The sequence below is a fragment of the Phenylobacterium sp. genome, from assembly GCF_037189685.1.
Lineage (GTDB): Bacteria > Pseudomonadota > Alphaproteobacteria > Caulobacterales > Caulobacteraceae > Phenylobacterium.
The window spans coordinates 157,166-183,944 of the sequence record NZ_JBBCIT010000029.1 but is presented as its reverse complement, the minus strand read 5'-3'; the positions used below and the strand labels follow the sequence as shown (position 1 = coordinate 183,944).

Genomic DNA, 26,779 nt, shown 5'->3' with positions numbered 1-26,779 from the left:
GGGCCCCCCCCCCGCCGCAGCTCCTGATCCTGGACGAGCCGACCAATCATCTCGACCTGGACTCCGTCGCCGCAGTCGAGGCGGCGGTGCGTGGCTATGACGGCGCGCTCCTGGTCGTCAGCCATGACCGGGACTTCCTCGCCGCCATCGGCGTGGAGCGGGAGATTTACCTCCCCCGCGAAGCGGCGGGAGGGGGACCGATCGCCGAAGCCGGCGCGAGCCGGCTGTAGAGCGATTGGTGGAGGGGGCAAGCGGCGGGCTCGGCGGATCGGCCGGGCTGTACCGTCGTCGGCAGATAGGGCTTGCCCCCTCCACCACGCGCTCCCACCGGGTCGCTCTGCGACCCGGCGCCCCCCTTGCTTCGCAAGCCACCCCCAGAGGGGGTGGATTGGGGCGCGGTCCCCCTCCCGCCGTCGCTGCCGCGACGGGGGAGGTAGGGGGCAGGTCACGCCGCCGCCGTCCGCACGACGCGGAACACGGCGTTGGCCCGGGCGCAGGGCTGGCCGTCGGCCGTCACGAAGGCCTGGGCGAAGCACAGCGTCCCGCCCGGCTTCACGAACGCGGTGTCGAACTCCAGCCACTGTCCGACCTGGGCGCTTCCGAGGAAATCCACCGACAGGTTCACCGTGACCAGCCTGACGGTCCCGTCGAGACGCCGGAAGCAGTTCAGCCCCATGGCGTTGTCCGAGAGCGCCGAGATCAGCCCGCCGTGGACGAAGCCGCGGCTGTTGCAGTGCGCCTGCGCGGCCCTCACGCCCAGCACCATGACGTCGCCGTGGAGCCGCCGCCAGATCGGCTCCCACGGATCGGTCACGGGACTGCGCCGGTCGTGGCGCTCGAAGCCCTCGGGGATGGTCTCGGCGTCGCTCATGCGGCGCCGGCCAACTTGGCCAGGCTCTCCAGCGTGCCCTTGCAGGCCCGAGCCGCCTCGGCGCCCTTCACGCGGAAGTGGGTGCGGAAGAACGTCTGGTGCTCGTCGTGCTCGTGGAAATGGTGCGGCGTCAGCACCACCGAGAAAACCGGCGTCTCGGTGGCGAGCTGCACCTGCATCAGGCCCTGGATCACCGTCTGGGCGACGAAGTCATGCCGATAGATCCCGCCGTCCACCACGAAGCCGGCGGCCACGACGGCGGCGTAGCGGCCGGTCCGCGCCAGGGTCTGGGCGTGCAGCGGGATCTCGAACGAGCCGGGCGTCTCGAACTTCTCGACGGCCGAGGCGGGGAGGCCGAGGGCCTCCAGTTCCTCCACGAAGCCGTGGTAGGCCTCACGGACGATGTCGGCATGCCAGAGTGCGTGCACGAAGGCGATGCGGCCGGCGCGGAAGGCGCCGTTGGCGGTGGGGAACTCGAGGGTCTCGAGCTTGGAGGTCGCAGGTTGGGTCATGGTCTTCTCCCTGACCGGGTTCAAAGGACCACGACTCAGGGGCAGGCCACGGGCGCACGACGGACAGAGTCCCTCACGCGCTGCATGACCGTTCTCATAACCGGACTATGACCGTCGGCTCCGGGATCGCACCGGCTCTGCTCGTCCCCTCCGTCGCCCAGGCTGTCGCCGAGGCTTTAGAAGGCGCCCGCGGGCTCGTCCCTTCCTCTCGCGAGGGGAGGGCATTACCGCCGGTGGGGAGTTTCACCCCGCCCTGAGAACGTAGGCCGCCGGTGAATCCGGCGGCCCGCAAGACATACGACGGTTCCCATGCGTCAAACAAGTGTTTGAGCGGATGTCGCCCCCGTCCAGGGACAACGGGGTGGTTCAGGCCGCCACGCTCTCGCGCCCGAGCACGTCGTCGCGGACGCTCTCGGCCACCACCGCCACCTCGCCGATCTCGGTGGCGCCCACGCCCAGTTGGGCGAGCGTGGCCGCCAGGTTTTCGACCACGGCGTCGAAGTGCGTGTCGTTCAGCCCCTGCGCGACCAGGGGCGCGTGCGCCCGGCGCATGTCGGCGCCCGAATAGGTGTTGGGTCCCCCGAACGCCATGATGAGGAACGACCGCTGCTTGCGGCGTTGGGCGTCCATGTCGACGCCCTGGAAGAAGTGGGCGATCCGGCCGTCGGCCAGGACCTTGTCGTAGAAGATGTCCACCGCAGCCTTCACCGCCGCCGTGCCGCCGATGCGTTCGTAGAGAGAGTTCACGCGTCCTCCAGAAGTGGTATTTCAGATGCCATTTTTAAAACCGGCGTCTGATATGCCACTTTAAGCGGGGCCGCAAGGCGCCGATCGAGACCTCCGATGCGTCTGAGCCTGCACACCGATTATGCCCTGCGCGCGCTCATCTACCTGGCCGCGATGGATGGACCGGCCTCCACGGCGGGCGCCATCGCGAGCGCCTACGGGATCTCCAGGAATCACCTCGTGAAGGTGCTGCAGCGGCTGCGGGACCTGGGCCACGTCGAGACGGTCCGGGGGCGGGGCGGCGGGGTTCGCCTGGCCCGCGCGCCGGAGGAGATTCGCCTGGGGGCGGTCGTGCGCCAGACCGAAGACCTGGGGGAACTGGTCGAGTGCTTCAACATGGAGACCAACACCTGCCCGCTGGCGGCGGTCTGCCTGCTGCAGCGGCGGCTGGATGAGGCGCTCAGAGCCTATGTCGAGGTCCTGGATCGCTACACCCTGGCCGATGTGTCGGCGAACCGCGAGGCCCTGGGCCGCGCGCTCGGCGTGACCGTCCGCCTCGCGGAAGGTTGGCCCCGACCCGCGCCGGGATCGAGGTTCCGGCGTCCGGCCGACCCGGGCTAGGCCCGGCGGTTCAGCGTGATCGCCGTCGCCAGGGGCGCGGCGTTCTGGGTCCCGGTGGCGCCGTAGACGCTGGCCTGGCTACGCTGTGCCGCCACCTCCTCGGCGATGCACTTCACCAGCCCCTCGGTGACCGTACGGGCGGCCTCGATGGCGCGGCCCTGGCGGGCCAGCACGGCGTCGAACGCCTCGGTGGCCTGGATCAGCCGCTGGCGGTCGGGTGCGGGCGCGCCTTCCACCAGGCGTGGGTCGGCGCGGACGCGGGCGCTTTCGTGCCGGTACAGGTTGGCCAGCCGCGAGGCCTCTTCCTGCATCTTCGCGGCGTCCTGGGGGCGGCGCGATTCGAAGGCCTGGGCCTGGGCGGCGATGATCTCGGTCAGCCTTTCCGTCAGGATGATGAGCTGATCGACGCGGTCGGTCGCGTCGGTGGCGGCTATGGCCATCAGTCGGCCTCCTGAAGTCTGAGAAGCTCGCGCTGGATCGTGTCGGCGATGCCGATGCCGCCGGCCTTCACCGTGTGCTGCGCCATCGCGTCGGTCATCAGCGAGCGGAACATCTCCTCGCCGGCGCCGCCGCCGAATGGGCCATCGGTCTCTATTCCGGCGAACATCTGCTGGAACATGACCGACAGGAACTGGGTCTCGAACGTCTGCGCCGCGTCCCTGGCCTTCGCCGTCCGCGCCATGTCCTGGGCGGTGGCGGCGGGCGTGGGCGACAGCAGGGCTGGGGAGACCAGCGAAGGCGACATCGGGGTCGTCATCACATCACCTCGATCTCGGCCTGCAGCGCGCCAGCCGCCCGGATGGTCTGGAGGATCGAGATCATGTCGCGCGGCGTGACGCCCAGGGCGTTCAGGCCCGCCACCAGGGTCGAGAGCGAAGCGCCCGAGCGGACCGTCAGGAACTGCTTCCCCTTCTCCTCGTCCACCGAGATGTCGGACTGGGGGATCACCACGGTCTCGGCGCCGCGCGGGGCGAAGGCGCCGGGCTGGCTTACCGCCGGCTGCTCGCGCACGGTGATGGTCAGGTTCCCCTGCTGGATCGCGACGGTCGAGACTCGGACCGCCTCGCCCATCACGATCACGCCGGCCACCTCGTCGATCACCACCTTGGCGCCGTTGTCCGGCTCGACGGTCAGGTTCTCGATCTGGGCCATGAAGCTGACCATGTCGCGGCCGGCCGGTGGACGCAGGGCGATGATGGTGGGGTTCTCGGCCACGGCCGTACCGGGATGCAGGGTGTTCACCGCATCGGCGATGCGCCGGGCGGTGGTGAAGTCGGGATTGCGCAGCGTCAGCCGCATCTGGCCCATGCTGGCGAGCTGGAAACCCACCTCGCGCTCGACCGTCGCGCCGCCGGCGATCCGGCCTGCCGTGGGGACCCCCTTCAGCACCGCCGAACCCGAGGCGCCGCCGGCGCTCACCGAGCCCGTCTGGATGGTGCCTTGCGCGACGGCGTAGGCCTGACCGTCGGCGCCCAGCAGCGGAGTCACCAGCAGCGTGCCGCCCAGCAGGCTCTTGGCGTCGCCCATGGCCGACACCGTGGCGTCGATCTGGGAGCCCGGCGCCGAGAACGGCGGCAGCTTCGCCGTCACCATCACCGCGGCCACGTTCTTGGTGTTGAGGTTGGCGTCGCGGACGTTGACGCCCAGCCGCTCCAGCATCGCCTCGAGGCTCTGGCGCGTGAACGGGGCGTTCCGAAGGGCGTCGCCCGTGCCGTTCAGGCCTACCACGATGCCATAGCCGACGAGCTGGTTCTCGCGGACGCCTTCGAACTCGACGATGTCCTTGATGCGCGATTTCGCGCAGGCCGGACCGCCGGCGGCGACGCCTGCGGCGAGGACCAGGGCGGAGACGAGGCGGAGAAGCGGGGATCGGGCCGGACGCATGGCAACCTTCGGGCGTATGGGTTCCGAGGGTGGAGGCCAGATCCGTGCCAGCGGAAAAGTCCCGTAAAAACAACGATCCCGGGGTTGCGGGCGGCAAGATCGACTAGGCAGATTCCGCCGCCCGTTAACCATGCTGCAAGTTTAGCCGGTAAAAGGTGGCGCATGGTTTGGACTGCCCGGACACCGCACCCATGAAGGTCAACGGCGCCAGCGGGCCCGCATCCGCTTCGGCCGCCCGGCCCGCGCGCGGCGCGCCCGCCGGCCAGGGGTTCAGCGTTTCCGGTCCGGCCGCGCCCGCGGCTCCCGTCCAGGCGGCCTCGGTCGCCGGCGTTGCAGGGGTCATGGGCGTCGAGGCGCTGCTGGCGCTCCAGGACGTCGAGAGCGCCGTGGAGCGCCGCCGCCGGTCGGTGAACCGGGCGGGCCGCCTGCTGGATGAACTCGACGGCCTGAAGATCGCCCTCCTGGGCGGTGAACTCTCGAAGGCGCAGGTGGAGCGCCTGGCCCGTGCTGTCCGGGAGCAGCGCGCCGCCACTGACGATCCCAAGCTGGAAGCCGTTCTCGACGAGATCGAGACCCGCGCGGCGGTGGAGCTTGCAAAGCTGGAGTCGGCCGCCCGTGCGGCCTGACGAAACCGTGCTTTTCGGCGGCGTTGAAACCGCCGGTCGTTTTGCTATACAGCCGCCGCGTGTCTCAGGGTCCCCAAGGGGCGTGAGGTTTTCATGAAGACAGCCACGGTCCTGGCTGAAAAATCCGACTATCGTCCTTCCGAGGACGAGGAGTTCATGAACGAGCGGCAGCTTGAATATTTCAAGCAGAAGCTCCTGGCATGGAAAGAGGACATCCTTCGCGAATCTCGCGAGACGCTCTCCCATCTCCAGAAGGAAACCGAGAACCACCCCGACCTTGCCGATCGGGCGTCCTCGGAGACTGACCGCGCTCTTGAACTGCGGACCCGCGATCGCCAACGCAAGCTGATCTCCAAGATCGACGAGGCCCTGCGCCGGATCGAGGACAACAGCTACGGCTTCTGCGAGGAGACCGGCGAGCCCATCGGCCTGGCCCGCCTCGAGGCGCGACCCATCGCCACCCTGAGCCTGGAGGCCCAGGAGCGCCACGAGCGTCGCGAACGCGTCCACCGCGACGACTGACGACCGCGTCTGGCGCGCCGCAGGCGCAGGGATTCCGCCGCGGAGATCGCAAAGATGCGCGGGGGAGTCCGAGGCCCGCGCAGTCTCTCAGCGTATCTCTGCGATCTCCGCGGTTCATGACCTGCGGCGGTCGCCCTCGCGCCAGGTCCGTCCGGGATAGCTCCCCGCACGGGTGTGCGCGGGCCGTCGGTTGCGGCCCTTTTCGTGTTTTTCGTGGACGAATCTAGGCCGCGCCCGTCGCGGGCTCAGAGCCGAAAGGCGTCCCGGCTTCCAGCCTTGGGCGCACCTCGGCGTGGAACCGCTCGATCGAGCGCAGGGTGCGGCCGCGGTCGCCGATCGCTTCCATGTAGAGCAACAGCCGCTCGGCGCCGGTCCGGGCGCGGAACGCCGCCAGCCGCTCGGCCACGGCGTGGGGCGGGCCCACGATGGCGGCCTCGGCCACGGCGCGGGCCAGTTCCGCGCGGTCGCCGTGCGCCCGGCGCCCCTGGGACTGCGGGACGGCCGGATGGTCGCCGTCGATGAACGCGGCCGTCAGCGCCTCGCGCAGGCGCTCGCGGTCGCCGGCCTCGTCGTCGGTCACCACGACGATCAGGGCGTGGACGTGCGGCGAGGCGGGCGGCCCGCCGCGCAGCTCGGCATAGGCCGTCTCGACCTTGACACGGGCGTCCGGCGGCGTGGCGAAATAGTGCAGGAGCGGCAGGCCGTGGGCTGCGGCGGTCTCCAGGCTGGCGCCGGTGGCGGTGGCGGCGAAGAGGGGCGGGTGCGGCGAGGAGAGGGGGCGGGGCGTCAGCGCCACCGGCGCGAATCGGTGCCAGCGCCCGCGTCCCTCGACGCTGGGCCGGGTCCAGGCGTCCAGGCAGACCTGAATCGTCTCGCCGATCTCGTCGTCCCAGCGGGCGGGATCGACGCCGAAGGCCGCGAAGTCCGCCGCATAGCCGCCACGACCGATCCCGAAGTCGAAGCGGCCGCCGCTGGCCTGATCGAGGATGGCGGCCTGCTCGGCCAGTTGCAGGGCGTTGTACTGTGGCGCCAGAGTCACGGCCGTGCCCACCCGCAGCCGCCGCGTGCGGCCCAGCAGGAAGCCGGCCAGGGTGAGCGCGTTGGAGCAGACGCCGAACGGAATGAAGTGGTGCTCGGTCACCCAGGCGTCATGGTAGCCAAGCGTCTCGGCGGCGTCGGCCTGTTCGAGCGCAAGGCGGTAGACGCCGGCGTGGTCGTCCGCCAGTCGTGCGCCGAGGTTGAGGAAGAGGCCGAAGGTGGTCATGCGCCGATCCTCGGCAGCAGCCTGGGCAGCAACCGTCCCGTTCGGCTGGCGTAGGCGTCCCACTCGGCGCCGAAGGCCTGCCGCATCATCGCCTCCTCGCGCGGCACGCGGACGAACCACATGGCGGCGAAGGCCGGGATCACCAGGAAGCCGCCGATCCAGTTCCAGATGAGCAGCGGTTGCGCCAGCGCGCCCAGCCAGATGGCGGCGTACATCGGATTGCGGATGCCGCCGTACACGCCCGCCGTGACCAGGCCGTGTCCCTCGCGGATCTCCAGCCCCGGGCTCCAGTTGCGCCCCAGGTCGGCATGACTGCGCCAGAAGAGCCACAGATAGGGGACGAGCAGGGCGCCGCCGACCCAGACCGCGACCGGCGGCAGCTCATAGGCGGCGACGTCGAGCCAGGGCGTCGCCAGGGTGACCATCGGAAGGATCATGCTGGCCAGCCACATGGCCGTGAGCAGCAGCCGTTCGGACAGGTCGTGGGCGTCGGTCGTCGCCACGTTCGCCTGGTTGCGCGAGTGGTGCGGGATGCGGATGGCGAACATCACCACGAAGCCCGCCAGCCAGAATGCGCCGCCCAGGGTCAGCGGCTTGCCGTAGAGCACCCAGGCCGCCAGGGCCGCGGCGAGGATGGTCATCATCATGATGCGAAGCGGTGAGCGATGCAGATTCTGCGCCATGATGGCCTCCCGACCTTTTCCGCCATGATATGCGAACGATTATCAATAGCAATGAAGGGCCCTAAGTCGGCGCCCAGAGTCCGCGCCCTGAGCTGGGGGCCTGGATCGGCTTTGCGGGCTGGGACGGGGTGATATATATGCTCAAAGTGAGCATTACCCCGGACGGGAGCGATTGGTGACGAGGCCGTTCCACGCGATCCACACGCACGGCTTCGTCCGCGCCGCCGTTTGTACGCCCGCCGTGCTGCCGGGCGACCCGGCCTTCAACGCCGCCGAGACGTTGCGCATGGCGCGGGAAGGCGACGCCGGCGGCTGCGACCTGATGCTGTTCCCCGAGCTGGGGATCTCGGCCTATGCGGTGGATGACCTGTTCCTGCAGGACGCCCTGCTGAAACGCGTGGAGGCCGAGATCGCAGCCCTGGCGGCGGCGACGGTGAGCTTGAAACCGGTGCTGATCGTGGGAGCGCCGGTGGCCCGCGCGGGGCGTCTCTACAACTGCGCGATCGCCATCTCGCGGGGTCGAATTCTTGGCGTCGTGCCGAAAAGTTTCCTGCCCAACTATCGGGAATATTACGAGAAACGCTGGTTCGCGCCGGGCGCGGGCGTCACAGGGCTGAACGCCGTGCTCGCCGACCAGGAGGTCGCGTTCGGGACCGATCTGGTCTTCGAGGCCGAGGACCTGGCCGATTTCGTTTTCCACCTGGAGGTCTGCGAGGACTTCTGGGCGCCCACGCCGCCCTCGACGCAGGGCGCGCTGGCGGGCGCGCTGATCCTCTGCAACCTGTCGGCCTCCAACATCGTGGTCGGCAAGGCCGACGACCGCGAGACCCTCTGCGCCAGCCAGTCCATGCGTTGTCAGGCGGCCTACCTGTATTCCGCCGCCGGGCCGGGCGAGAGCACCACTGACCTGGCCTGGGACGGCCAGGCCGCGATCCACGAGCTGGGCCGCCGGCTGGCCGAGACCGACCGCTTCCCGGCCGCGTCCCAGATGGCGACGGCCGACATCGACGTCGAACGGCTGCGCCTGGAGCGGATGCGCACGCCCACCTTCAACGACGCGGCCGCGGCCGCCGGCCATCCGGAGCAACGCTTCCGCCGGGTGCGTTTCGCGCACCAGCCGCATTTCGAGGACGTCGGCCTGATCCGTCCCCTGGACCGTTTCCCGTTCGTGCCCGACGACCCGGCGCGCCTGGACAAGGACTGCTACGAGGCCTTCAACATCCAGGTCCACGGCCTGGCCAAGCGCATCCAGGCCACGAAGAGCCGGCACATCGTCATCGGCGTCTCGGGCGGCCTGGATTCCACCCACGCGCTCATCGTGGCGGCCAAGGCGTTCGACGCCGTGGGCCTGCCGCGCGAGAACATCCTGGCCTTCACCCTGCCGGGCTTCGCCACCAGCGAGGGCACCAAGGCGAACGCCTGGGCGCTGATGAACGGCCTGGGCGTCACCGGCGCCGAGATCGACATCCGCCCCACCGCCCGCCTGATGCTGGAGGAGATCGGCCATCCGTTCGCGAACGGCGAGCCGGTCTACGACATCACCTTCGAGAACGTGCAGGCGGGCCTGCGCACCGACTACCTGTTCCGCCTGGCCAACCAGAGGAACGGCTTCGTCCTGGGCACCGGCGACCTCTCCGAGCTGGCCCTGGGCTGGTGCACCTACGGCGTCGGCGACCAGATGAGCCACTACAACGTCAATTCCGGCGTGGCGAAGACGCTGATCCAGCACCTCATCCGCTGGGTCGTGAAGACGGGGCAGTTCCCCGACGGGCCGTCCGCCACCCTGTTGTCGATCCTCGACACCGAGATCTCGCCCGAACTGGTGCCGGCGGATGCGACGGGCGCGATCCAGAGCACCCAGGCCAAGGTCGGACCCTACGAGCTCCAGGACTTCAACCTGTTCCACATCACCCGCTACGGCCTGCGCCCGTCCAAGGTGGCGTTCCTGGCCTGGCATGCCTGGCGGGATGTGGCGGAGGGCCTGTGGCCCGAGAACTTCCCGCCCGAGGCGCGCAACGCCTACGACCTGGCGACGATCAAGAGATGGCTGGGCGTCTTCCTCTTCCGGTTCTTCGAGATCAGCCAGTTCAAGCGCTCGGCCATGCCCAACGGCCCCAAGGTCATCTCCGGCGGCGCGCTCTCCCCGCGCGGCGACTGGCGCGCCCCCAGCGACGGAACGGCCCGGGTCTGGCTGGACGAGCTGGAGGCGAACGTGCCCTGATTTCCACGGGTCTCCCAGGGACGGTCAGTCCTCGCTCTCGCTTGTACGCGCGGTGTGTTTGCGCCTATCTGTTGAGAATGACTCGCAAGAAAAGCGTGCAGACCGCGCCGCGAACCGCTCTCCCGATCGGTGAGGTCGCCCGGCGCTTCGGGCTCCGCGCCTCGGCGCTTCGGTATTATGAGGACATCGACCTCGTCCGGCCGACGGAGCGGCGATCGGGCCAGCGCTACTACGGCGATGCGGAGCTCCGGCGGCTCGCCCTGGTCCAGCTCCTCCGGGACCGGGGCCGGCTCAGCCTCCGGGAGATCGTCGACGTCCTGGCGCCTGAAGCCGACGAGACGCGCGCCCGCCGGACGCTGAACGGCCGGATCAGGGTCCTGAACGAGCACATCCGCGCGGCCGAGGAGGCGCGGCGCTGCCTTGAGTATTTCCTGAGCTGCCCGCGCGCCGATCCGTTCGACGGCTGCCCGGTCCTCGCCGCCGAGCTCGACCTTCGGCTTGAAAGCCGCGTCGGCGCTCTGTCCGCGAAATAGCGCTTGATCTCAAGTCCGCTTGAACCGCTACGACCGCGAGCGGCGAAGGCGGACGCCGCATGAAGCGGGCGTTCCTCCGGGGCCTTGGAAGGAGCGGAACGCCATGCCGAATGCGATGATGGAAGGGCCGGAGAGCACGGCGTTGCGCGTCGCGCTGTGGCGGGCCCTGCACCTCGAGGTCGATCCGGGGCCGCCGGTGTTCGAGGACCGGATCGGCCTGGAGCTGGCGGCTCCGAGCCCCGACTGGCGCGGGCGCCCCGACATGGAGCCCGTTGCCACACGCCGGGTGCGGGCGTCCATCGTTGCGCGTGCGCGCTTTGTCGAGGACCTGCTCGCCGATCATGCGGGTGGCCCTGTACGGCAGTACGTCATCCTGGGCGCCGGTCTCGACACCTTCGTCCAGCGCCGCCCCGAGATCGCGTCCCGCTTCCAGGTCTTCGAAGTCGACCAGCCGGGCCCTCAGGCTTGGAAGCGGCGGCGGCTTGTGGAGCTGGGGTTCGGCGTCCCGCCGGGGCTGCGCCTGGTTCCAGTGGACTTCGAAGCCGGACCTTCCTGGTGGGACCTGCTTGCAGCGGCGGGCTTCGATGCGGAGGCGCCGGCGCTCGTAACCTCGATAGGCGTCAGCATGTACCTGACCCGCGACGCGGTCGCCGCGACTTTGCGCCAGGCCGCAGGGCTTGCGGCCGGCTCCATCCTCGCGATGTCCTTCCTGCTGCCGCTCGACCTCGTCGACCCGGAGGAGCAGCCCATGCGCCAGGCGACGGAAGAGATCGCCCGGGCGGCCGGTACGCCTTTCGTCTCATTCTTCTCGCCGGCTGACATCGTCTCGCTGGCGCGCGAGGCGGGTTTCAGCGAAGCTTGGCACGTGTCTTCGGCCGAGCTGGAACGGCTCTACTTCGCCGGGGCGGCCAGCGGCCTCCGGCCATCCACCTCGGAACAGTTGCTGATCGCGACGGTCTAACCCCGCCGCCCCACCGCCGCCTCGGAGGGGAAGGGCTCGCGGGCCTGGGCCAGCAACGCCGGCACGACCTCGTGCGCCGCCGTGACCGAAACCCAGGCTTCCATGAAGTCGGGCGGGGTCAGCCGTTCGTCCACCGTATGCCTGAAGAGGGCGAACAGCGGGTCCCAAAAGCCGCGCGGGTTGTAGAAGACCACCGGCTTGGCGTGCAGGTCGAGGCGCCGCCACGACAGCAGCTCCACCACCTCCTCCAGCGTGCCGATCCCGCCCGGCAGGACCACGAAGCTGTCCGAGCGCTGGAACATGAGCATCTTCCGCTCGTGCATGTTGTCGACGATGATGTGTTCCACCGTCTCCAGGGCGCGTTCCACGCCCACCAGGAAGGTCGGGATGATCCCCAGTACGTCGCCGCCGGCCTCGTGCGCCGCCTGGGCCGTCGCGCCCATCAGCCCCACGCCGCCGCCGCCGTAGACCAGCCGGATACCCGAGACCGCCAGCGCCTTGCCCACCGTCGCCGCAGCCGCCAGGAACTCGGGGTCCGCCGCATCGGAGGAGCCGCAGAACACGCAGGCCGATTCCAGGCGCTGGCTCTGACGCCGCATCGCGCATACTCCAGTGGAAACACCGGGACCCAGCGTGCTCGCGAAGCGCCGGGTCCAAGGTCGGTAGGCTCGGGGTTATGGAGTGACAAGTAAACCGTGAATTGCGCGCCTCTCCATCGCCCCGCGCGTCGCCGCCCGGCCGGTCCGGATCGCTGACGCCTTGGTCCACGCCCACACGACCGATCCCCATCTTTCAGGCCCCGGCGCCGTCGAACCCGCCGACGACCGGTTCGCCTTCTGGCGCGCGATGGGCGACCTCATGGCGCTGGTCCTGCGCTCGGGCGCGCCCCAGCTCCGCCTTCGGATCACGGCCGCCCTGATTCTGGTCTTCGTGGGCAAGCTGTGCGGCGTCCTGGCTCCGGTCCTGCTGGGGGAGGCGATCAACACCCTGACGCCCGCAGCGCGGGGAGCGGTCGTCGTGGGCGCCGGCTTCATCGGCCTGGCGGTCGGCTTCGCGGTGCTGCGGCTGCTGGCGGCCTGCGCGCCCTACGCCCGTGACGCCATCTTCACCCGCGTCTCGCAGTCCACGATGGCTCGTGCGGCGGTGGAGAGCTTCGGCCACGCGCTCTCGCTCTCGCTCGACTTCCACCAGACCAAGCAGACCGGCGCGCTCGCCCGCGTGATCGACCGCGGCGCGCGGTCCACCGACTTCCTGATCCGCAGCGTGATCTTCAGCCTGGGGCCGACCTTCCTGGAGCTGATCCTGGCGATGGGGGTCATGGTCGTACGGCTGGACTGGCGCTTCGCCCTGACCGCGTTCGCCACCCTGATGGTCTATGCGGCGCTGACCTTCCGCATCACGGACTGGCGCCTCTCGCACCGCCGCGAGCTGAACGAGGCCGAGACGCGCGCGGCGGGCCTCTCGTCCGACGCGCTCATGAACTACGAGACGCTCAAGGCCTTCGGCGCCGAAGACCGCCTCGTTGACGCCTATGGGAAGGCCATGGGCCGCTATGTGGACGCCAGCGCCCGGGCCAACGGCTCGCTCAACCTCCTGAATGCCGGCCAGGCGCTGATCCTGAACGTGGGCCTCGCCGCCATGACCGTCATGGCGGGGATGGAGGTCTCGGGCGGCCGGCTCAGCCTCGGCGACATCACCATGGCGGTGTTCCTGCTCTCGGGCCTCTACGCGCCGCTCGGCATGCTGGGCTTCCAGTACCGCGAGATCCGCCAGGGCCTGATCGACATGGAGCAGATGGTGGCCCTGAAGGCGCGGACGCCCGACATCGTCGACGCGCCCGGCGCGCAGGCCCTGCCGCCGGCCGGCGGGCAGGGGGCGGCCCTGGCCTTCGAGGGCGTCAGCTTCCGCCACGACGCCCGGTCTTCGGGCCTGCTGGGCGTCAGCTTCGAGGCGCGGCCGGGCCAGACCGTCGCCCTGGTCGGGCCTTCGGGCGCGGGCAAGACCACCGCCGTGCGCCTGGCCATGCGCCTCATCGACCCGCAGGACGGCCGCGTCACCCTGGACGGCGTCGACCTGCGCCGGGTGCGCCAGGCGGACCTGCGCCGCGCCGTCGCCCTGGTGCCCCAGGACGTGGCGCTCTTCAACGACACCCTCTACGCCAATATCGCCTTCGCCCGTCCCTCCGCCGGGCTGGCCGAGGTGCGCGCCGCCGCCGACGCCGCGGAACTCGGCCCCTTCATCGACGGCTTGCCCAGCGGGCTGGAGACCCGGGTGGGCGAGCGGGGGCTGAAACGGGCGGGCGGCGAGCGCCAGCGGGTCGGCATCGCCCGCGCTCTCCTGGCCGACCCGCGCCTGCTGATCCTGGACGAGGCGACCAGCGCGCTCGACGGCCCCACCGAGGCGGCGATCCAGGAGACCCTGCGCAGGGTGAAGGCCGGCCGCACCACCCTGGTGATCGCCCACCGCCTGTCCACCGTCGCCGACGCCGACCAGATCCTGGTGCTGCGCCGCGGCCGGATCGTGGAGCGCGGGACCCACGACGAACTCCTGGCCAAGGGCGCCGAGTACGCCGCCCTCTGGCGCCGCCAGACGCGCACGGGGTGAAGTGCGTCCGGCTCCCCGTCAGGACCAGGCGCCGACTGAGGCCCGGCGCCGCCGCAGCGCCGTCCCGGCGAGGCCGAATCCACCGATCATGAGCGCCCAGGTCCCGGGCTCGGGCACCACGCCGGCGGAATCGGCGGAGTGGACGGCGATGCGCAGATTGGCCACGGCGACGGCCGAATCGACCAGCCCCGTCGAAGGCCCGCCGCCGACCGAGACGCCGAAGTGCGCGAGCTGGAGGCCGAACGTGATGGCGCCGCCGCCGAAGTCCAGGCCCGTCGTCGTGAGCGGCGCGAACGGATTCGCCGGGTCGAACAGCCGGAAATCGCTTGCGACCAGGCCCGTCGTCGAAATGTGGATCCAGTCGTTGAACGGCAAGCCCGTGAAGATGGTCTGGCTCGAGAGATAGATATTGCCGTCCTGCTCCGCGATCAGGCGGACAAGCGCCGGCCCGGTCGCCAGACTCACGGCAACGTCGTTGTGGTACAGGCGCATCGACTGATCGAAGGACGCGTCGATCGAGAGGATCTCGCCCTCGATCGACGGATCGTACACGAACGCCGGGTTCACGATGTTGAACCGCGGGGCCGGCGAGCTGATGCCCGTCACCCCATAGGCGGTGTGGATCGCCGTTCCGGCGACGCCCCCGGGGCCGGTCCGCGCGGCGTAGCCGAGCCTGAATCGAATATTCACGTCATAATCCGCATAGGCGTCTATGTCGTACTGGCTCGGGGTCATGCTCCCGTCGAAGAACTCGGTGACGCCGGCGGCGGCCGGCGTGGCGATGGCGACGCACGCGGCCAGGGCGATGGCGCTGGGCAGATTGCGGATCAAGGACATGCAACTCTCCAATCCTGAGGCTTGTCCACGAGCCTAGGTCGCGCCTCCCGGCCGCACATCGGCCGGATGGCCCAGCCGGATGGCCTAGTCCCTTGCGCGCGCGTCCGCCGGCGCCACCATGCGCCGCCTGGGGGACACGATGAGCCTGATGTTTCGCCTGCAGTCGCTCGCGATCGTGGTGGCCGTCCTGTCGGCCGCCTTCGTGCATCTGCACCTGGGCGAGGTCATCCCTCCGGCCCGCATGCTGGCCTACGACGTCGTCCAGGCGAGCTTCATCGGCTGGTGGATCGTCTCGATCGCCTTCGAGCGTTGGCGCGGCGTCCCGGACGATACGCCCGATGGCTGGTATCCGCACACGTTGCAGGTCTTCTGGTTCGGCAACCTCGCCACCGTCGGCGGCTTCTGGATCGCCATGCCCTACGGCACGCCCGAGCTGCGGCTCATGGCGAGCCTGCTCTGCGTCAGCCCCGTCGTGGTGGAGATCATCGGATCGGTGCGCGCCCGCGGCCGTAGAGGCTTCCTGGGCACGATCGCCCCGGTCGGGATCCCGCTCGGCCTCTCGGCCTGGTACCTCCTGTCCGACGACCAGCAGCGCCATGCCGTCGCGCTCTTCTATGGAACCTTCACCGCGGGGCTGCTGATGCTGCGCGAGCACCTCCAGAACGCCGTCGACGAGGCCTATGCTGCGAAGGCCGAGGCGGAGGCCGCGCGCGACGGCCGCGCCCGCTTCCTGGCCGCCGCCTCCCACGACCTGGGCCAGCCGCTGCAGGCCGCCCGGCTGTTCTTCGACCAGACCGTCAACGCGCGGTCCGCGGCGCAGCGCAAGGCGGCGCAGATGCGGGCCGACTGGGCCCTGGGCGCCATGGAGCAACAGCTTCGCCAGATCCTCGACCACCTGAAGCTGGACGCGAGGGTCGTCCGGCCGCAGGTTCGGGAGCTGTCGGTCGGGTCGATCATCGCGCGGCTGGCCGAATTGTACGAGCCCGCCGCCCGGCTGTCGGGCGTCCGCATCGTCGCGGCGCCGACCCGCCTCCGGGCCAGGGGCGACGAGGCCCTGATCGAGCGGGCCCTGGGCAATCTCCTGGTCAACGCCATCCGCCACGCCAGGGCGCGGCGGGTGCTCGTCGGCGCTCGCCGCCATGGCGCCAAGGTGCGCATCTGGGTCATCGACGATGGCCGGGGCGTTCCAGAGGCGGATCGCGCGGGCCTGTTCCAGGAATTCGCGCAAGGCGTGTGGAGCTCGGGCGATGAGGTCCGGGGCGGCTTCGGCCTCGGGCTCGCCTCCACGCGACGCCTGGCCGAGCTGATGGGGGGCGACGCCCGGCATGAACCTTGCTGGGAGAACGGCAGCGCCTTCTGGCTTGAATTGCCTCGGGGCCACGGCTAGCGACCGCTAGGCGGCGAACTCTGCCAGGACCGGGATGTCGCGCCCATGCGGACCTGCCTGATATGCGACGATCACGCGATGATGCGTGAGGCGCTCAGCGGCGCCGTCACGCTGGGCTGGCCCGGCGTCGCGGTGACCCAGGCCGCCGACTACCCCGCCGCCTGGGCGGCGGCCGCGCCGCCGCCGGACTTGATCCTCTGCGATCTTACGATGCCGGGATCGCCGCCGCTGGAGGGAATCGCCCGGCTGCGGCGCATCGCGCCTTCGACGCCGATCCTCGTGATCACCGGAAACGAGGACGACGCGCTTCTGCTGGCGTTGTTCGAGGCCGGCATCGCGGGCTTCTGCCCCAAGACGTCTCGGAGCGCCGTCATCGAGGCGGCCGTGCGGCTCGTCCTGGCCGGGGGCCGCTACCTGCCGCCGGAGGTTCTCGCGCTGGCTGGCGCAAACTCACGCGGGACCCCAGCCGCCCGAAGGCGCCCGGATGTCCGGCTGACGGCGCGCCAGGACGAAATCCTGCGCCTGATGGCCGAGGGGGCCTCCAACAAGGACATCGCCCGCCTGCTCGATCTCTCGCCCGCCACGGTCAAGACGCACGCCGCGGCGGCGTTTGCGGCCCTGGGCGCCGCCAATCGCACGGAAGCCGTCATCCGGGCCCGAAGTCTCGGCCTGATCTGACCGCGCGGCCTGCCCGCCGTCAGATTCGCGGCAAGAGCTCGCCCCGCTGGACGGCCAGGCCCAGGCGCAGGCTGCGGCCGATCATGTGGGCCTTCTCGATGAACAGGTCGGCCGCCGCCGGCGGGCAGACCTCGAGCGCCGTCGCCTCGAACAGGTCCAGCCAGACGGCGAAGTGTTCGTCGCGGATGTCGGGTCGCCGCGCGTGCGCCGCCATGGGGGAACCCTTGAACCGGCCGGTCATCAGCAGCACCGACGACCAGAAGTCGCACAGCTTGGCCAGGTGCTCGTCCCAGTCGCCGATGGCGGAATTGAAGACGGGGCCGAGCACGGGATGGACCCGCACCCGGCCGTAGAAGGTGTGCACCTGCGTGCGGATCACCGCCTCGTCCACGCCGGCGGCGACGCCGGGGCCGACCCGCAGGTGAGGCTCCATCAGGCCGCCTCGCGCCAGTGGGGCTCCAGCGGCTCATGCGGCCACACGGCGGGGATCTTGGCCGCCGGCCGCACGCCGGCCAGCTCGTCGGCGAAGGCGTGGTTCACGTCGCGGTGGTGGGCCTCGTCGGCGCGGACCACCTCGACCACGTCGCGCAGGGTCGCGTCGGCCGGCAGGCTCCAGTACCGCCGGGCGATCGCGGGGGCGGCCACGTTGGGTGAGCGACCCTCGTCGATCTCGGCCAGATAGTGGGTGTAGCTGACCACCGCTTCTTCCTCGAAGTAGCCCACCACCCGGTGCGCCGTCCGCGGCGAGATCAGGTAGAGGCCGAAGAAGAACAGGTAGAACACCCACTGGGCCGCGACGACAACGAAGCGCTCGAAGGCCGTCGGCTTGGCCACCTCGATGAAGGTCATCAGGTGCATCCGCTCGTTCTCGGCCTCGTCCATCAGCGTCTTGATCCAGCCGCGGTCGTCTTCCATCCGGCGCAGGCACTTCAGGTGGTTGAGCGTGGCGCCCACCATGCCGGGCACCGCGGCGACGGTCTCGAGCACCACCGCGCGGTGGCCGTAGCGCCTGGCGAAGAAGGTGTCGGCGCAGAAGCGCAGCGCCTTGACGAAGCCGAACGCGACGCGATCGGACAGGCCGCGGGGCCGATGGGTGACGGTGAGGTCGATCGGAGGAGATGCCATGGCCAGTTCTCGTGATGTCGGCGTCGCCGCTCCATTGGTGGCGACAGCCCTGGACGTAGCCGGTCCCAGGGGTTCGCAGCTATCCGGGTCCGTCCCCTAGGTAGCGGTACGGAGGCTCGCAGCGCCGGCTCGAGAAGCGCCTTTCAAGGGGGCTGGTTCATAGGCAAGGTCGCCGTCCGCGAACCCCGGATCGGCGTGCGGGCCGGGGATGCACGAGAGAAGGCCAGAGGTGGGGAGGCGGGAGGTGGGCGATGTTCGCAGGGCACAGTCGGGCGGGGCCGGCTTCCGGGGGATCTTCGGGCTCCTGTCGCTCCTGTGCCTGGCGGCGGCCGTGACGACGGCCCACGCCCAGCCCCGCAGATGGGACATCGAGCCGCCGGCGCAGCCGCCGGGGGCGATCGTCCTGCGCGCGCCGCCCGCGCCCGCCGGCGCGCCGGCGGAGACGTGGACCATGTCGAGCCTCGACAACGTGCCCGTCGTCCAGAACGTCACGGTTCCGACGTTGACCCCGTTCCTGCCCGCCCCGGGGACCGCCACGGGCGCGGCGGTGATCATCGCGCCCGGCGGCGGCTTCGTCCTGCTGGCGATGGACCACGAGGGCTGGGCGGTGGCGCGCTGGTTGCAGTCGCAGGGCGTCGCGGCGTTCGTCCTCAAGTACCGGGTGCTGCCGACCGGGGCGGGCGCCGCCGGGCTCGACGAGGCGTTCGCCGGCTTCGCCGCCGCCGGTGCGGAGGGCCGCCTGCGCCGCCTCGCAGAGGGCGCGAAGATCGCCACCGAGGACGCGCAGGAGGCCATGCGCGTCGTCCGGGCCCGGGCGGGGGAATGGGGCGTCGATCCCGTCCGCGTCGGTTTCATGGGCTTCTCGGCGGGCGCCATCACCACGATGGGCCTGGTCTATGCCGGCGATCCGCAGACCCGGCCGGCGTTCATCGCGCCCGTCTACGGGGGGTTGGGCGCGCCTGCCGGGACGATCCCCGACCGACCGCCGCCCATGTGGGCGTCGATGGCCGCCGACGACCCGCTGTTCGGCCGGACCGATTTCGCCTTGATCCCCGCCTGGCAGGCCCGGGGCGGGGCCGTCGAGCTTCATCTCTACGAGACGGGCGGCCACGGCTATGGCTATCCCGGCCGCGAGGGCACCACGACGATGCAATGGCCGGCGGACTTTCTGGCCTGGATGCGCGCCCGCGGGTTCCTGGGGACGTGGTAGTCCGGAACCGACCGCTCAGAGCGCCTTGCCCATCCGGACCAGCGGCACCGGCGCCCCGCCGCGGGCGTCTTGGATGGCCTCGATGTCCTGGTATCCGCATTGGCTGTAGAGCGCGCGCCCGGACAGGGTCGCCATGAGTTCCACCCGCCGGAAGCCTTCGGCCCGCGCCGCCCGTTCGCACAGCGACAGGATGAGGCGGCCCACCCCGCGGCGCGCGAAATCGGGGTGGGTGTACATCGCCCGTACCCGTGCGGGTTCGATGGCCGGGTCCAGAAGGGCGGCGTCGCGCCCGGGCGTGTGGTCGCCGCCGTAGAGGGTGGCGCGCCGGCTCCAGCCGCCGCAGCCGGCGACGCGCGCGCCGTCCTCGACCACGAAATAGGTCCCGTCGGCGATGAGCTGGCGATCCAGGCCCATGATCGTGCGGCTGGCTTCGATCTGCTTCGGGTCGAGGAACCCCTGTTGCAGCTCGGCGATCGCCGCCTCCATCACCATGGCCAGGGCTGCGGCGTCTTCGGGTGTGGCCAGCCGATGCGTCAGCCCGTCGCTCAAGCCGTCACTCCGCTGCGCGGGGCAGGTCGTCGGAGTGGGGTGGCGTCCGCCGCGCCGCCGCCCGCCGCCGCCGCACCCACGGCAGATGGTCGCGCAGCCAGCCGAACCGGCGCGAGTAGACCTTGGGCGCGGCCAGCATGACGGGCGTGAGCACCAGCGTCAGCAGGGTGGCGAACGACAGGCCCCACACCACCGACGCCGAGAGCTGCACCCACCAGCCCGAGCCGGGCGCCTTGTATTCGATGTGACCCGTGTGGAAGTTGGGGTGGATCTGGAACATCAGCGGCAGCAGCCCCACCACCGTCACCAGGGTGGTCAGGAGCACCGGCCGGAACCGCTGGACGGCCGCCCGCATCGCCGCTTCGTCCGCCGCATAGCCCGCCTGCCGGAGGTGGTAGAAGGTGTCCACCAGCACGATGTTGTGGCCCACCACGACCCCGAAGAGGGCCACGACCCCCGTGCCCAGCATGATCACCGAGATGTACGGGAAGGTGCCGGCGAAGTTCACCTGGACGCCGAGCAGCACGCCCACGGTGGACAGGATCACCGCCGAGAGGGTCACGAACACCCCGTAGAAGCTGTTGAACTGGCACAGCAGGATCACGAACATCATGAACAGGGAAGCCAGCATCGCGGTGGCGAAGAACACCGCGGCCTCGGCGCCTTCCTCGTCGGCGCCGGTGAACTTCCAGGTCACCGCAGGATCGATCGGCGCCTGCTGAAGCCAAGGCCGGAGCTGGGCGATCTTCTGGTTCGCCGCGACGCCCTCGACCGCATTGGCCTGGAGGATGACGAGGCGCTGGCCGTCCCGGCGCTGGATCTGGGTCACCTGCTGGCCGGGCGCCTGCTTGATGAAGTAGCTGGCCGGCACGGGCCCCAGCGGCGTCGTGACCTTCAGCTCCTCCAGCGCGGCCACGTTGCGCGCGTCGGCGGTGAAGCGGACACGGATGTCCAGCTCGTCGTCGGCGTCGTCGGGCCGGAAGCGGCCCATCAGGACCCCGCCGGTCAGGAACTGGATGGTCTGGCCCACCGAGAGCACGTCGACGCCGTAGCGGCCGGCCGCCTCGCGGTCGACGATCAGGTTCCATTCGATGCCGGGCGAGGTGCGGTTGTCCTCCAGCTCCATGAGCTGCCGGTCCGACGCCAGCTTGTCGAACACCAGGTCGGCGGCCTGGTTCAGCGCGGCCGGATCGTTGCTGAGCAACTGGACCTGGACGTCCTTGCCCACCGGCGGCCCGTTCTGCGGCCCGCGCACCTCGATCTGAAGGCCGGGGATGTGCGTCACCCGCCGCCGGACCTCGTCTTCGATCGCCTTGCCCGTCAGGCCGAGGGCGGTGCGCTCCTCGAAGTCGAAGAAATCGACGCGGATGCGGCCCACGGTGTCGTTGGGCGCCGAGTTCGGCCCGCCGTTGGCGCTGAAGCCGCCGGCGCGGACGTAGAAGGACTCCACGCCCTTGATGCCGACCAGGCGCTCCTCCACCTGGCGCACCAGCCCGTCCTGCGCTTCGGGCGAGAGGTTGCCGCGGGCCTTCACATAGACCTGGGTGTACTCGGGGTCGTCCTCGAAGAAGAACTCGGTCCGATGCTTCGTCATGGCGAACGAGATGACGATCGCCAGCACGATGAGGCCGCCGGCCGCCATCGTACGGGTGGGGCGCTGGCCGAGGTAGCTGAGCGCCCGCGCGTACCAGCCCATGAAGCCGGACATCTCGCGCGGGTCCCCGTGCTCGGACTTCATGATCTCGGCGAGGTGCTCCTCGTCCACCGCGGTCTTCCGCGAGGCCAGCGAACCCAGCGCCGGGATGAAGAGCAGGGCCACGCAGATCGAGGCGCCCAGCACGAAGAACAGCGTCAGCGGCAGGTAGCTCATGAACTTGCCGGCGATCGAGTTCCAGAACATGAACGGCACGAAGGCGCACAGCGTGGTCAGGGTGCCGTTCACGACCGGCCAGAACATCCGCTTGCCGGCGGCGTTGAACGCCTCCTCCTTCGGCATGCCCTCGGCCATCTTGCGGTCGGCGTACTCGGTCACGACGATGCCGCCGTCCACGAGGATGCCCACGGCCAGGACCATGCCGAACATCACCATCATGTTCAGCGTCACACCCATGCCGTTGATCAGCAGGAAGGCGATGAGGAAGCAGAGGGGGATCGAGGTGCCGACGATCAGGCCCTGCCGGATGCCCAGGCTGGCCACGATGATCATCATCACCAGGATGGCGGCGATGATCAGGCCGCTCTCCAGAACCACCAGCGTGCGGGCGATGAACTCGCTCTCGTCGTAGATGTAGTCGAGGCGCACCGTCGACGGCCACCGCCGGGCGTCCTCCTCGGTCGCCTTGCGCACGGTCTCCACGGTGGCGAGCATGTTCGCGCCGCCGCGCTTGGTCACTTCCAGCACGAAGGCGGGATGGCCGTTGAACCGGCTGATGGAGGTGGGCTCCTTGAAGGTGCGCCGGACCTCGCCGATGTCGGCCACGGTCACCAGCCGGTCGCCGTTGCGCTTGATCGGCAGGGCCAGGATGTCGGCGGGCTCCTGGACGACGCCCGGCACCTTCACCGCGAACTGGCCCGAGCCCGACCGCAGGTTGCCGGCCGGGACGAGCTGGTTGTTGCGCCCGATCACCTGGGCCAGCTCGCTGGTGGTGACGTTGTAGGCCTCCATCCGCAAGGGATCGATGGCGACCTCGAGGACTTCCTCGCGCCCGCCGCTCATGAAGACTTCCAGGACGCCGTCGGTGCCCTCCAGGCGTTCCTTGAGCTGGCGGGCCACGCGGAACAGCTCGCGCTCGGGCGCGGCGCCTGAGATGACGATGCCGATGATCGGCTCGCCCGAGAAGTTCATCTCCTCGATGATCGGCTCTTCGGCGTCGGGCGGGAACTTGCCCCGCGCCATGTCGACCTTGGCGCGTACGTCCTCGAGCGCCTTGTCCTTGTTGAAGTCGGCCTCGAATTCCAGGGTCACGATCGCCGCGTTCTGACGCGCGACCGCGTTCATCGACTCGATGCCCTGGATGGTCTGGAGCTCCAGCTCCAGAGGCTTCACCAGCAGGCGCTCGGCGTCCTCGGGCGAGACGCCGGGGTAGGGGACCACCACCGAGATGTAGGGCAGGTCGATGTCGGGCTCGGATTCCCGAGGCATCGAGATGTAGGCGAAGAGGCCGAACAGCGCCGCGATCAGGGTGACCGCCAGCACGACCTTCCTTCGCTTGATGGCGCCGTCGATGAGCGGACCGATCATCTGCTGCTCCCCGGTGACGGCGCCCTAGCGGGCGGCCGTCACGCGAACCTTCTGCCCGTCGGCCACGAACGACTGCCCGACCGTGATGACGTTCGCCTGGCCGGTCAGGCCGCTGACCCACATCCCCTCCCGCGTCTCCTCCAGCACCGTCACCGGCGTGAAGGCCACGCGCCCGTCGGGCCGGACGTGGCGCAGCCCCTGGCGTCCGTCGGCGTCCAGCACCAGGGCCGACACCGGCACAAGGTGGGCGGCGCCCGCGCCCGCGCCCGCACGCAGCTCGGCGGAGAGGCCCGACCGCACCGTGTTGCCGGGGTTGGCCACCGCCACCTCCACCCGATAGGTCCGGGTCTGCGGATCGGCGTCGCGCGCGACATAGCGGATCTTGCCGGTCAGCACCTGGCCTGAAACCAGCCGCGCCTCGGCGGGCGCGCCCACCTGGAGCCTCACGGCCTGGGTTTCAGGGGCGTCCCCCACGACGATGAGGGGGTTCAGCTCGATCATCGTGCCGCACGGCTGGCCGGGCGACAGATAGGTCCCGATCTCGGCGTCGCGGCGGTCGAAGACGCCGGCGAACGGCGCCCGGATGTTCACCTGGCCCAGCGCGATCTCGGCCGCCCGCACCGAAGCGTTGGCGGCGTCGAGGTTGGCCTGCGCCTCCAGCACCTGGGTGGGCGAGCGGAAGCCCTTCTCGGCGAGCTGGGCGGCGGCCTCGCGCTGGAGCTGGCGCGACTTCAACTGCGCGCGCGCCTGATCCAGGCTGGCCTGGCGCGCGTCGACCGACAGCCGGCACAGCACCTGGCCCTCGCGGACGAAGCTGCCTTCCGGCGTCGGCGTCGCGGCCACCACGCCCGCGGTCTCGGAGCGAACGACGACGGCGCGCGCCGCCTCGGTGCGGCCGCGCATCAGCACCTGCACGGGCCGCATCGCCTCGGGTGTCATCCGGGTCTGCACGGTGGGCAGGGGATCGGCCTTGGCCTCGGCCCGTTCGCCCCCATGATTCAGCGGTCGGAAGATCAGGCTGCCGACGAAGTAGATCATCAGCACGCCGATCACCGCGAGGATGAAAATGTGCTGAGACTTCAGGCGCATGACACGTTTTCCCCCGTACCCGGAACCAGACCCGGCTCCGTAGCCGGCGACGTACGCTGTGGTCTCCACCATGCGCGGGCGCCGTCGTTTCGCGGCTTGGCCCGGTTGTGATGCCGCCGTTCTGTCAGCGCAAATGAAATTGCGGTCACGTGGCGGGAGGGGTCTAATCGGAACATCGGCAGATTCAGTCGCAGGTCTCGGTGGAGTCTCGCCGGGGCGGTGGCCCGCATCGGCGTCATTTTACGCGGTAAAGAGGCCTGCGCCAGCTCAACGCCATACCCGATGATCGAAGGACGCCCACTGTCGTGAGATACCTCCACACCATGGTCCGCGTGACCGACCTCGCCGAATCACTCGCGTTCTATTGTGACAGGCTGGGGCTTAAGGAAGTCTCGCGGATCGAGAACGAGGCCGGCCGCTTCACGCTTGTGTTCCTCTGCGCCCCGGACGACGAGGCCGTCGCCCGCGAGGCTGGCCCCCTCGAAAGCAGGGCGCCGATGGTCGAACTCACCTACAACTGGGATCCCGAGCCATACCAGGGCGGGCGCAATTTCGGCCACCTGGCCTACGCCGTCGACGACATCTATGCCGTTTGCCAGCGGCTGAAGGACGCGGGGGTGGTGATCAACCGGCCGCCGCGCGACGGTCGCATGGCCTTCGTCCGCTCTCCGGACAACATCTCGGTGGAACTGCTCCAGGCCGGCGGTGCCCTGCCGCCGGCCGAACCCTGGGCGTCGATGCCGAATGTGGGGACGTGGTGACGGTGTCGGACGTTCCGCTCGAGATCGCGCGAGCCTACGACCTCGAGTTCCGGTTCCCGGCCGGTGACACCGCCGTGGGCGCTTCGCTGCGCGACTATGGCGAGTTCGCCCGCGTGATCCTGGATTTCCTCGTCGACCACGCCGGCGACGCGGGGACCCTGCTGGACGTCGGCGCCAACATCGGGGCGATCGCCCTGCCGTTCGCCAGCCGCCGGCCCGGCTGGAAGGTCCTGGCGATCGAGGCCCACGCGGAACTGGCCGACATCCTCGACGCCAATGCGAAGGCCAACGGCCTGGCGAACCTCTCGGTCGTGCGGGCGGCGGCCGGGGCCGAGACGGGCGTGGCCGAGTTTCCGGCCGTCTCCCTGATGGGTGAGCGCAACTTCGGGGACATCGGCTTCGACAGCGCGGCCGAGGCGATGCGGCCGGTGCCGATGGTCACGCTCGACGAGGTCTCGAACCGGGATGTCCGGCTCGTGAAGATCGACGTGGAGGGGTTCGAGCCGCAGGTTCTGGCCGGCGCGGCGGCCCTGATCGCGGCCCGGCGCGCCGTCTGGCTCGTGGAGGCCACGATCCAGCATCCGGAAGCGACGGCCGAGGTGATCCGAACCTTCCGGTCCGCCGGCTACGAGGTCTGCTGGTTCTTCGCGCCGTTCGCGACGCCGGCGAACGGCCGCGCGGCGCCGGCGACGCCAGGACGGGGCGATTCCAACATCGTCGCCCTGCCGCCCGGAACCGGCGAGCAGTGGGGCCTCACCCGGGTGGCGGACCCCGACCAGCAGCGTCCCGGCGGGATCGACGCCTATCCCTACCTGCTCCGCTATGGCTACGCCTAGGAGGGCCCGTCAGGCCGCCCGCAGGAACGGCAGGCAGCCGGTCCGATCGAGGAGCGGGTCGATCCGCGCGCGCGCGGCCTCGTCGAGCGCGGCGTAGGCCGAGCGGAGGGTCTCCAGGCATTTCACCTGATATCGGAACACGCCCTGGGAATAGGTCTCGCCCAGCGCGGTGAACGACATCGTCTCCGCCCCCTGCGAATAGGCTCGCGCGTTGGCCACGAGGAACGGCAGATAGACCTCGCCGGTGAGCTTCAGCATCTCTTCGACGCTGGCCGACACGGGTTTCACGGCCCATTCGCCGTCGATCCCGCCTATGTCGTCCATGTTCATCACCCAGCGGGCGGTATAGGGCGCCGTGGCGCGCAGGATGTCGGTCGGCGTCGGGTCGACGATGAACTGCGAGAGCTGGCCGTACAGCCCGAACTCGGCGCGCGACGGACGGCTGCCGAAGAAGAACCAGCTGTCGGTCACGTGCCGCTCCAGCGCCGCCAGCGTGCGCCGGCAGGTCTCCTCGACCAGATACTGGTTCGCCTCGGTGCAGCCGACCAGGGCGAGCCGGCCCACCTGCCGGTCGCGGAACTCGCGGGCGAAGGCGCGGATCTTCTCCAGGCCCTGTCCCTGATAGAGGTCGAAGCCCAGCCAGTGGCCCATCTGGTCCTGGTCGCGCGCCCGGAACCAGCGGTAGTGGAACATGGCCTTCGTCACCCACTCGTCCGCGAAGTCCTCGAGCAGATAGGCCAGGAACGCATCGCCCGGATCGTCGGGCACGATCGACCGCTCGCCGGGGTGCAGCCGCTCCAGGTCGTCGATCATCGGCGTGGAGTCGTTGTGATACGAGCCGTCCAGGTACTGGATCACCGGGATCACCGCGACCTTCAGGCCCGTGCGGCCGGCCAGGCGGCTGTTGCCGTCGCGGATCCAGACGTGCGGCAGCCGCCGGTAGCGCATGACCGCCCGCATCTTCATCGTATAGGGCGAACCCAGGCTTCCGTGGACGAGGTAGTGGCTCTGCGCCATGCGGGGGCTCCGGTCTGCGGT

28 protein-coding genes, 1 pseudogene and 1 riboswitch are annotated in these 26,779 nt (G+C 70.2%); of the genes and pseudogenes, 13 read left to right on the top strand and 16 right to left on the bottom strand.

Annotated elements, in window-relative coordinates; genetic code table 11:
- Positions 1-230: pseudogene (locus WG212_RS17800) on the top strand (hypothetical protein); the annotation flags it as partial.
- A 215-nt stretch (positions 231-445) separates the two neighbouring features.
- On the opposite strand, the gene WG212_RS17795 reads toward WG212_RS17800, so the two are convergent.
- The 3 genes from WG212_RS17795 to WG212_RS17785 all read right to left on the bottom strand — a co-directional run bounded on the left by WG212_RS17795 (position 446) and on the right by WG212_RS17785 (position 2,130).
- Entirely contained in the window at positions 446-871 is a 426-nt protein-coding gene (locus WG212_RS17795; RefSeq protein ID WP_337188447.1) for a PaaI family thioesterase, read from the bottom strand.
- Positions 868-1,383 carry a 6,7-dimethyl-8-ribityllumazine synthase gene (locus WG212_RS17790; protein WP_337188446.1) on the bottom strand — a complete coding sequence of 172 codons (516 nt, stop codon included), beginning with the start codon at positions 1,381-1,383 and terminating at the stop codon, positions 868-870. The genes WG212_RS17795 and WG212_RS17790 overlap by 4 nt, the downstream gene beginning before the upstream one ends.
- 86 nt (positions 1,384-1,469) lie before the next feature.
- Positions 1,470-1,648: riboswitch (FMN riboswitch) on the bottom strand.
- 101 nt (positions 1,649-1,749) lie between these two features.
- Positions 1,750-2,130, bottom strand: a complete 381-nt coding sequence (locus WG212_RS17785; protein WP_337188445.1) for a group 1 truncated hemoglobin — start codon at positions 2,128-2,130, stop codon at positions 1,750-1,752.
- 96 nt (positions 2,131-2,226) lie between these two features.
- Between WG212_RS17785 and WG212_RS17780 the strand changes: the two genes are divergently transcribed.
- Positions 2,227-2,730, top strand: a complete 504-nt coding sequence (locus WG212_RS17780; RefSeq protein ID WP_337188444.1) for an Rrf2 family transcriptional regulator — start codon at positions 2,227-2,229, stop codon at positions 2,728-2,730.
- Here WG212_RS17780 and WG212_RS17775 read toward each other — a convergent pair.
- From WG212_RS17775 to WG212_RS17765, 3 genes are read right to left on the bottom strand one after another with little or no spacing between them, the layout of a single operon-like run.
- Positions 2,727-3,170, bottom strand: coding sequence for a flagellar basal body protein (locus WG212_RS17775; RefSeq protein ID WP_337188443.1), 444 nt, complete (start codon positions 3,168-3,170; stop codon positions 2,727-2,729). The genes WG212_RS17780 and WG212_RS17775 overlap by 4 nt on opposite strands.
- Positions 3,170-3,487: a rod-binding protein gene (locus WG212_RS17770; RefSeq protein WP_337188442.1), complete on the bottom strand. Its 318-nt coding sequence runs from the start codon at positions 3,485-3,487 to the stop codon at positions 3,170-3,172. The genes WG212_RS17775 and WG212_RS17770 overlap by 1 nt, the downstream gene beginning before the upstream one ends.
- Positions 3,487-4,614, bottom strand: coding sequence for a flagellar basal body P-ring protein FlgI (locus WG212_RS17765; protein WP_337188441.1), 1,128 nt, complete (start codon positions 4,612-4,614; stop codon positions 3,487-3,489). Before WG212_RS17765 ends, WG212_RS17770 begins: the two co-directional genes overlap by 1 nt.
- Positions 4,615-4,805: 191 nt before the next feature.
- Here WG212_RS17765 and WG212_RS17760 point away from each other — a divergent pair, with 191 nt between their 5' ends.
- Both WG212_RS17760 and dksA read left to right on the top strand, forming a co-directional pair.
- Positions 4,806-5,240 (top strand): flagellar assembly protein FliX, encoded by a 435-nt coding sequence (locus WG212_RS17760; protein ID WP_337188440.1) that lies wholly within the window; start codon positions 4,806-4,808, stop codon positions 5,238-5,240.
- Positions 5,241-5,333: 93 nt separating this feature from the next.
- Entirely contained in the window at positions 5,334-5,762 is a 429-nt protein-coding gene (gene dksA / locus WG212_RS17755; protein ID WP_337188439.1) for an RNA polymerase-binding protein DksA, read from the top strand.
- Between the two features lie 223 nt (positions 5,763-5,985).
- Here the strand turns inward: dksA and WG212_RS17750 are convergent, their stop codons facing one another.
- Positions 5,986-7,026, bottom strand: a complete 1,041-nt coding sequence (locus WG212_RS17750) for an LLM class flavin-dependent oxidoreductase (protein WP_337188438.1) — start codon at positions 7,024-7,026, stop codon at positions 5,986-5,988.
- Positions 7,023-7,709 (bottom strand): protein-S-isoprenylcysteine O-methyltransferase, encoded by a 687-nt coding sequence (locus WG212_RS17745; RefSeq protein ID WP_337188437.1) that lies wholly within the window; start codon positions 7,707-7,709, stop codon positions 7,023-7,025. The genes WG212_RS17750 and WG212_RS17745 overlap by 4 nt, the downstream gene beginning before the upstream one ends.
- A 175-nt stretch (positions 7,710-7,884) precedes the next feature.
- On the opposite strand from WG212_RS17745, the gene WG212_RS17740 reads away from it, so the two are divergent.
- The 3 genes from WG212_RS17740 (at position 7,885) to WG212_RS17730 (ending at position 11,424) form a co-directional block, all read left to right on the top strand.
- On the top strand, positions 7,885-9,930 hold the full coding sequence (locus WG212_RS17740) for an NAD(+) synthase (RefSeq protein ID WP_337188436.1): 2,046 nt from the start codon (positions 7,885-7,887) through the stop codon (positions 9,928-9,930).
- Positions 9,931-10,007: 77 nt separating this feature from the next.
- Positions 10,008-10,463: a MerR family transcriptional regulator gene (locus WG212_RS17735; protein WP_337188435.1), complete on the top strand. Its 456-nt coding sequence runs from the start codon at positions 10,008-10,010 to the stop codon at positions 10,461-10,463.
- Between the two features lie 103 nt (positions 10,464-10,566).
- Complete coding sequence (locus WG212_RS17730) at positions 10,567-11,424, top strand: class I SAM-dependent methyltransferase (RefSeq protein WP_337188434.1); 858 nt, start codon at positions 10,567-10,569, stop codon at positions 11,422-11,424.
- Here the strand turns inward: WG212_RS17730 and WG212_RS17725 are convergent.
- The gene (locus WG212_RS17725; RefSeq protein ID WP_337188433.1) at positions 11,421-12,023 is read right to left on the bottom strand and encodes a TIGR00730 family Rossman fold protein; all 603 of its coding nucleotides are present in this window, start codon (positions 12,021-12,023) and stop codon (positions 11,421-11,423) included. The genes WG212_RS17730 and WG212_RS17725 overlap by 4 nt on opposite strands.
- A gap of 247 nt (positions 12,024-12,270) precedes the next feature.
- Between WG212_RS17725 and WG212_RS17720 the strand changes: the two genes are divergently transcribed.
- Positions 12,271-14,028 (top strand): ABC transporter ATP-binding protein/permease, encoded by a 1,758-nt coding sequence (locus WG212_RS17720; protein WP_337188457.1) that lies wholly within the window; start codon positions 12,271-12,273, stop codon positions 14,026-14,028.
- 18 nt (positions 14,029-14,046) lie between these two features.
- On the opposite strand, the gene WG212_RS17715 is transcribed toward WG212_RS17720, so the two are convergent.
- Positions 14,047-14,865: a PEPxxWA-CTERM sorting domain-containing protein gene (locus tag WG212_RS17715; RefSeq protein ID WP_337188432.1), complete on the bottom strand. Its 819-nt coding sequence runs from the start codon at positions 14,863-14,865 to the stop codon at positions 14,047-14,049.
- A 139-nt stretch (positions 14,866-15,004) separates the two neighbouring features.
- On the opposite strand from WG212_RS17715, the gene WG212_RS17710 reads away from it, so the two are divergent.
- Positions 15,005-16,252, top strand: coding sequence for a HAMP domain-containing sensor histidine kinase (locus WG212_RS17710; RefSeq protein ID WP_337188431.1), 1,248 nt, complete (start codon positions 15,005-15,007; stop codon positions 16,250-16,252).
- 45 nt (positions 16,253-16,297) lie between these two features.
- Positions 16,298-16,930, top strand: coding sequence for a response regulator transcription factor (locus WG212_RS17705; RefSeq protein ID WP_337188430.1), 633 nt, complete (start codon positions 16,298-16,300; stop codon positions 16,928-16,930).
- 19 nt (positions 16,931-16,949) lie between these two features.
- On the opposite strand, the gene WG212_RS17700 is transcribed toward WG212_RS17705, so the two are convergent.
- Together WG212_RS17700 and WG212_RS17695 are read right to left on the bottom strand one after the other, a co-directional pair.
- Entirely contained in the window at positions 16,950-17,363 is a 414-nt protein-coding gene (locus tag WG212_RS17700) for a group III truncated hemoglobin (protein ID WP_337188429.1), read from the bottom strand.
- Positions 17,363-18,055 (bottom strand): alternative oxidase, encoded by a 693-nt coding sequence (locus WG212_RS17695; RefSeq protein ID WP_337188428.1) that lies wholly within the window; start codon positions 18,053-18,055, stop codon positions 17,363-17,365. The genes WG212_RS17700 and WG212_RS17695 overlap by 1 nt, the downstream gene beginning before the upstream one ends.
- Before the next feature lie 244 nt (positions 18,056-18,299).
- Between WG212_RS17695 and WG212_RS17690 the strand changes: the two genes are divergently transcribed.
- Positions 18,300-19,265, top strand: coding sequence for an alpha/beta hydrolase (locus WG212_RS17690; protein ID WP_337188427.1), 966 nt, complete (start codon positions 18,300-18,302; stop codon positions 19,263-19,265).
- A 15-nt stretch (positions 19,266-19,280) separates the two neighbouring features.
- On the opposite strand, the gene WG212_RS17685 is transcribed toward WG212_RS17690, so the two are convergent.
- The 3 genes from WG212_RS17685 to WG212_RS17675 all read right to left on the bottom strand — a co-directional run bounded on the left by WG212_RS17685 (position 19,281) and on the right by WG212_RS17675 (position 24,144).
- Positions 19,281-19,757, bottom strand: a complete 477-nt coding sequence (locus WG212_RS17685) for a GNAT family N-acetyltransferase (protein ID WP_337188456.1) — start codon at positions 19,755-19,757, stop codon at positions 19,281-19,283.
- A 61-nt stretch (positions 19,758-19,818) separates the two neighbouring features.
- Entirely contained in the window at positions 19,819-23,055 is a 3,237-nt protein-coding gene (locus tag WG212_RS17680; protein ID WP_337188426.1) for an efflux RND transporter permease subunit, read from the bottom strand.
- Between the two features lie 24 nt (positions 23,056-23,079).
- On the bottom strand, positions 23,080-24,144 hold the full coding sequence (locus WG212_RS17675; RefSeq protein ID WP_337188425.1) for an efflux RND transporter periplasmic adaptor subunit: 1,065 nt from the start codon (positions 24,142-24,144) through the stop codon (positions 23,080-23,082).
- 305 nt (positions 24,145-24,449) lie between these two features.
- On the opposite strand from WG212_RS17675, the gene WG212_RS17670 reads away from it, so the two are divergent.
- Both WG212_RS17670 and WG212_RS17665 read left to right on the top strand, forming a co-directional pair.
- On the top strand, positions 24,450-24,905 hold the full coding sequence (locus tag WG212_RS17670; protein WP_337188424.1) for a VOC family protein: 456 nt from the start codon (positions 24,450-24,452) through the stop codon (positions 24,903-24,905).
- Between the two features lie 2 nt (positions 24,906-24,907).
- Entirely contained in the window at positions 24,908-25,741 is an 834-nt protein-coding gene (locus WG212_RS17665) for an FkbM family methyltransferase (RefSeq protein WP_337188423.1), read from the top strand.
- A gap of 9 nt (positions 25,742-25,750) precedes the next feature.
- On the opposite strand, the gene WG212_RS17660 is transcribed toward WG212_RS17665, so the two are convergent.
- A complete protein-coding gene (locus WG212_RS17660; RefSeq protein WP_337188422.1) occupies positions 25,751-26,758 on the bottom strand; it encodes a glutathione S-transferase family protein in 1,008 nt (335 codons plus the stop codon).
- Positions 26,759-26,779 lie beyond the last annotated feature (21 nt).

Bases quoted from the DNA above. Each gene is read 5' to 3' on its own strand.
- WG212_RS17795 (WP_337188447.1), bottom strand. From the start codon at position 871: ATGAGCGACGCCGAGACCATCCCCGAGGGCTTCGAGCGCCACGACCGG.
- WG212_RS17725 (WP_337188433.1), bottom strand. From the start codon at position 12,023: ATGCGGCGTCAGAGCCAGCGCCTGGAATCGGCCTGCGTGTTCTGCGGC.
- WG212_RS17745 (WP_337188437.1), bottom strand. From the start codon at position 7,709: ATGGCGCAGAATCTGCATCGCTCACCGCTTCGCATCATGATGATGACC.
- WG212_RS17680 (WP_337188426.1), bottom strand. From the start codon at position 23,055: ATGATCGGTCCGCTCATCGACGGCGCCATCAAGCGAAGGAAGGTCGTG.
- WG212_RS17780 (WP_337188444.1), top strand. From the start codon at position 2,227: ATGCGTCTGAGCCTGCACACCGATTATGCCCTGCGCGCGCTCATCTAC.
- WG212_RS17700 (WP_337188429.1), bottom strand. From the start codon at position 17,363: ATGGAGCCTCACCTGCGGGTCGGCCCCGGCGTCGCCGCCGGCGTGGAC.
- WG212_RS17735 (WP_337188435.1), top strand. From the start codon at position 10,008: ATGACTCGCAAGAAAAGCGTGCAGACCGCGCCGCGAACCGCTCTCCCG.
- WG212_RS17695 (WP_337188428.1), bottom strand. From the start codon at position 18,055: ATGGCATCTCCTCCGATCGACCTCACCGTCACCCATCGGCCCCGCGGC.
- WG212_RS17775 (WP_337188443.1), bottom strand. From the start codon at position 3,170: ATGGCCATAGCCGCCACCGACGCGACCGACCGCGTCGATCAGCTCATC.
- WG212_RS17705 (WP_337188430.1), top strand. From the start codon at position 16,298: ATGCGGACCTGCCTGATATGCGACGATCACGCGATGATGCGTGAGGCG.
- WG212_RS17765 (WP_337188441.1), bottom strand. From the start codon at position 4,614: ATGCGTCCGGCCCGATCCCCGCTTCTCCGCCTCGTCTCCGCCCTGGTC.
- WG212_RS17710 (WP_337188431.1), top strand. From the start codon at position 15,005: ATGAGCCTGATGTTTCGCCTGCAGTCGCTCGCGATCGTGGTGGCCGTC.
- WG212_RS17715 (WP_337188432.1), bottom strand. From the start codon at position 14,865: ATGTCCTTGATCCGCAATCTGCCCAGCGCCATCGCCCTGGCCGCGTGC.
- WG212_RS17675 (WP_337188425.1), bottom strand. From the start codon at position 24,144: ATGCGCCTGAAGTCTCAGCACATTTTCATCCTCGCGGTGATCGGCGTG.
- dksA (WP_337188439.1), top strand. From the start codon at position 5,334: ATGAAGACAGCCACGGTCCTGGCTGAAAAATCCGACTATCGTCCTTCC.
- WG212_RS17750 (WP_337188438.1), bottom strand. From the start codon at position 7,026: ATGACCACCTTCGGCCTCTTCCTCAACCTCGGCGCACGACTGGCGGAC.
- WG212_RS17790 (WP_337188446.1), bottom strand. From the start codon at position 1,383: ATGACCCAACCTGCGACCTCCAAGCTCGAGACCCTCGAGTTCCCCACC.
- WG212_RS17770 (WP_337188442.1), bottom strand. From the start codon at position 3,487: ATGACGACCCCGATGTCGCCTTCGCTGGTCTCCCCAGCCCTGCTGTCG.
- WG212_RS17730 (WP_337188434.1), top strand. From the start codon at position 10,567: ATGCCGAATGCGATGATGGAAGGGCCGGAGAGCACGGCGTTGCGCGTC.
- WG212_RS17660 (WP_337188422.1), bottom strand. From the start codon at position 26,758: ATGGCGCAGAGCCACTACCTCGTCCACGGAAGCCTGGGTTCGCCCTAT.
- WG212_RS17685 (WP_337188456.1), bottom strand. From the start codon at position 19,757: ATGGTGATGGAGGCGGCGATCGCCGAGCTGCAACAGGGGTTCCTCGAC.
- WG212_RS17760 (WP_337188440.1), top strand. From the start codon at position 4,806: ATGAAGGTCAACGGCGCCAGCGGGCCCGCATCCGCTTCGGCCGCCCGG.
- WG212_RS17720 (WP_337188457.1), top strand. From the start codon at position 12,271: ATGGGCGACCTCATGGCGCTGGTCCTGCGCTCGGGCGCGCCCCAGCTC.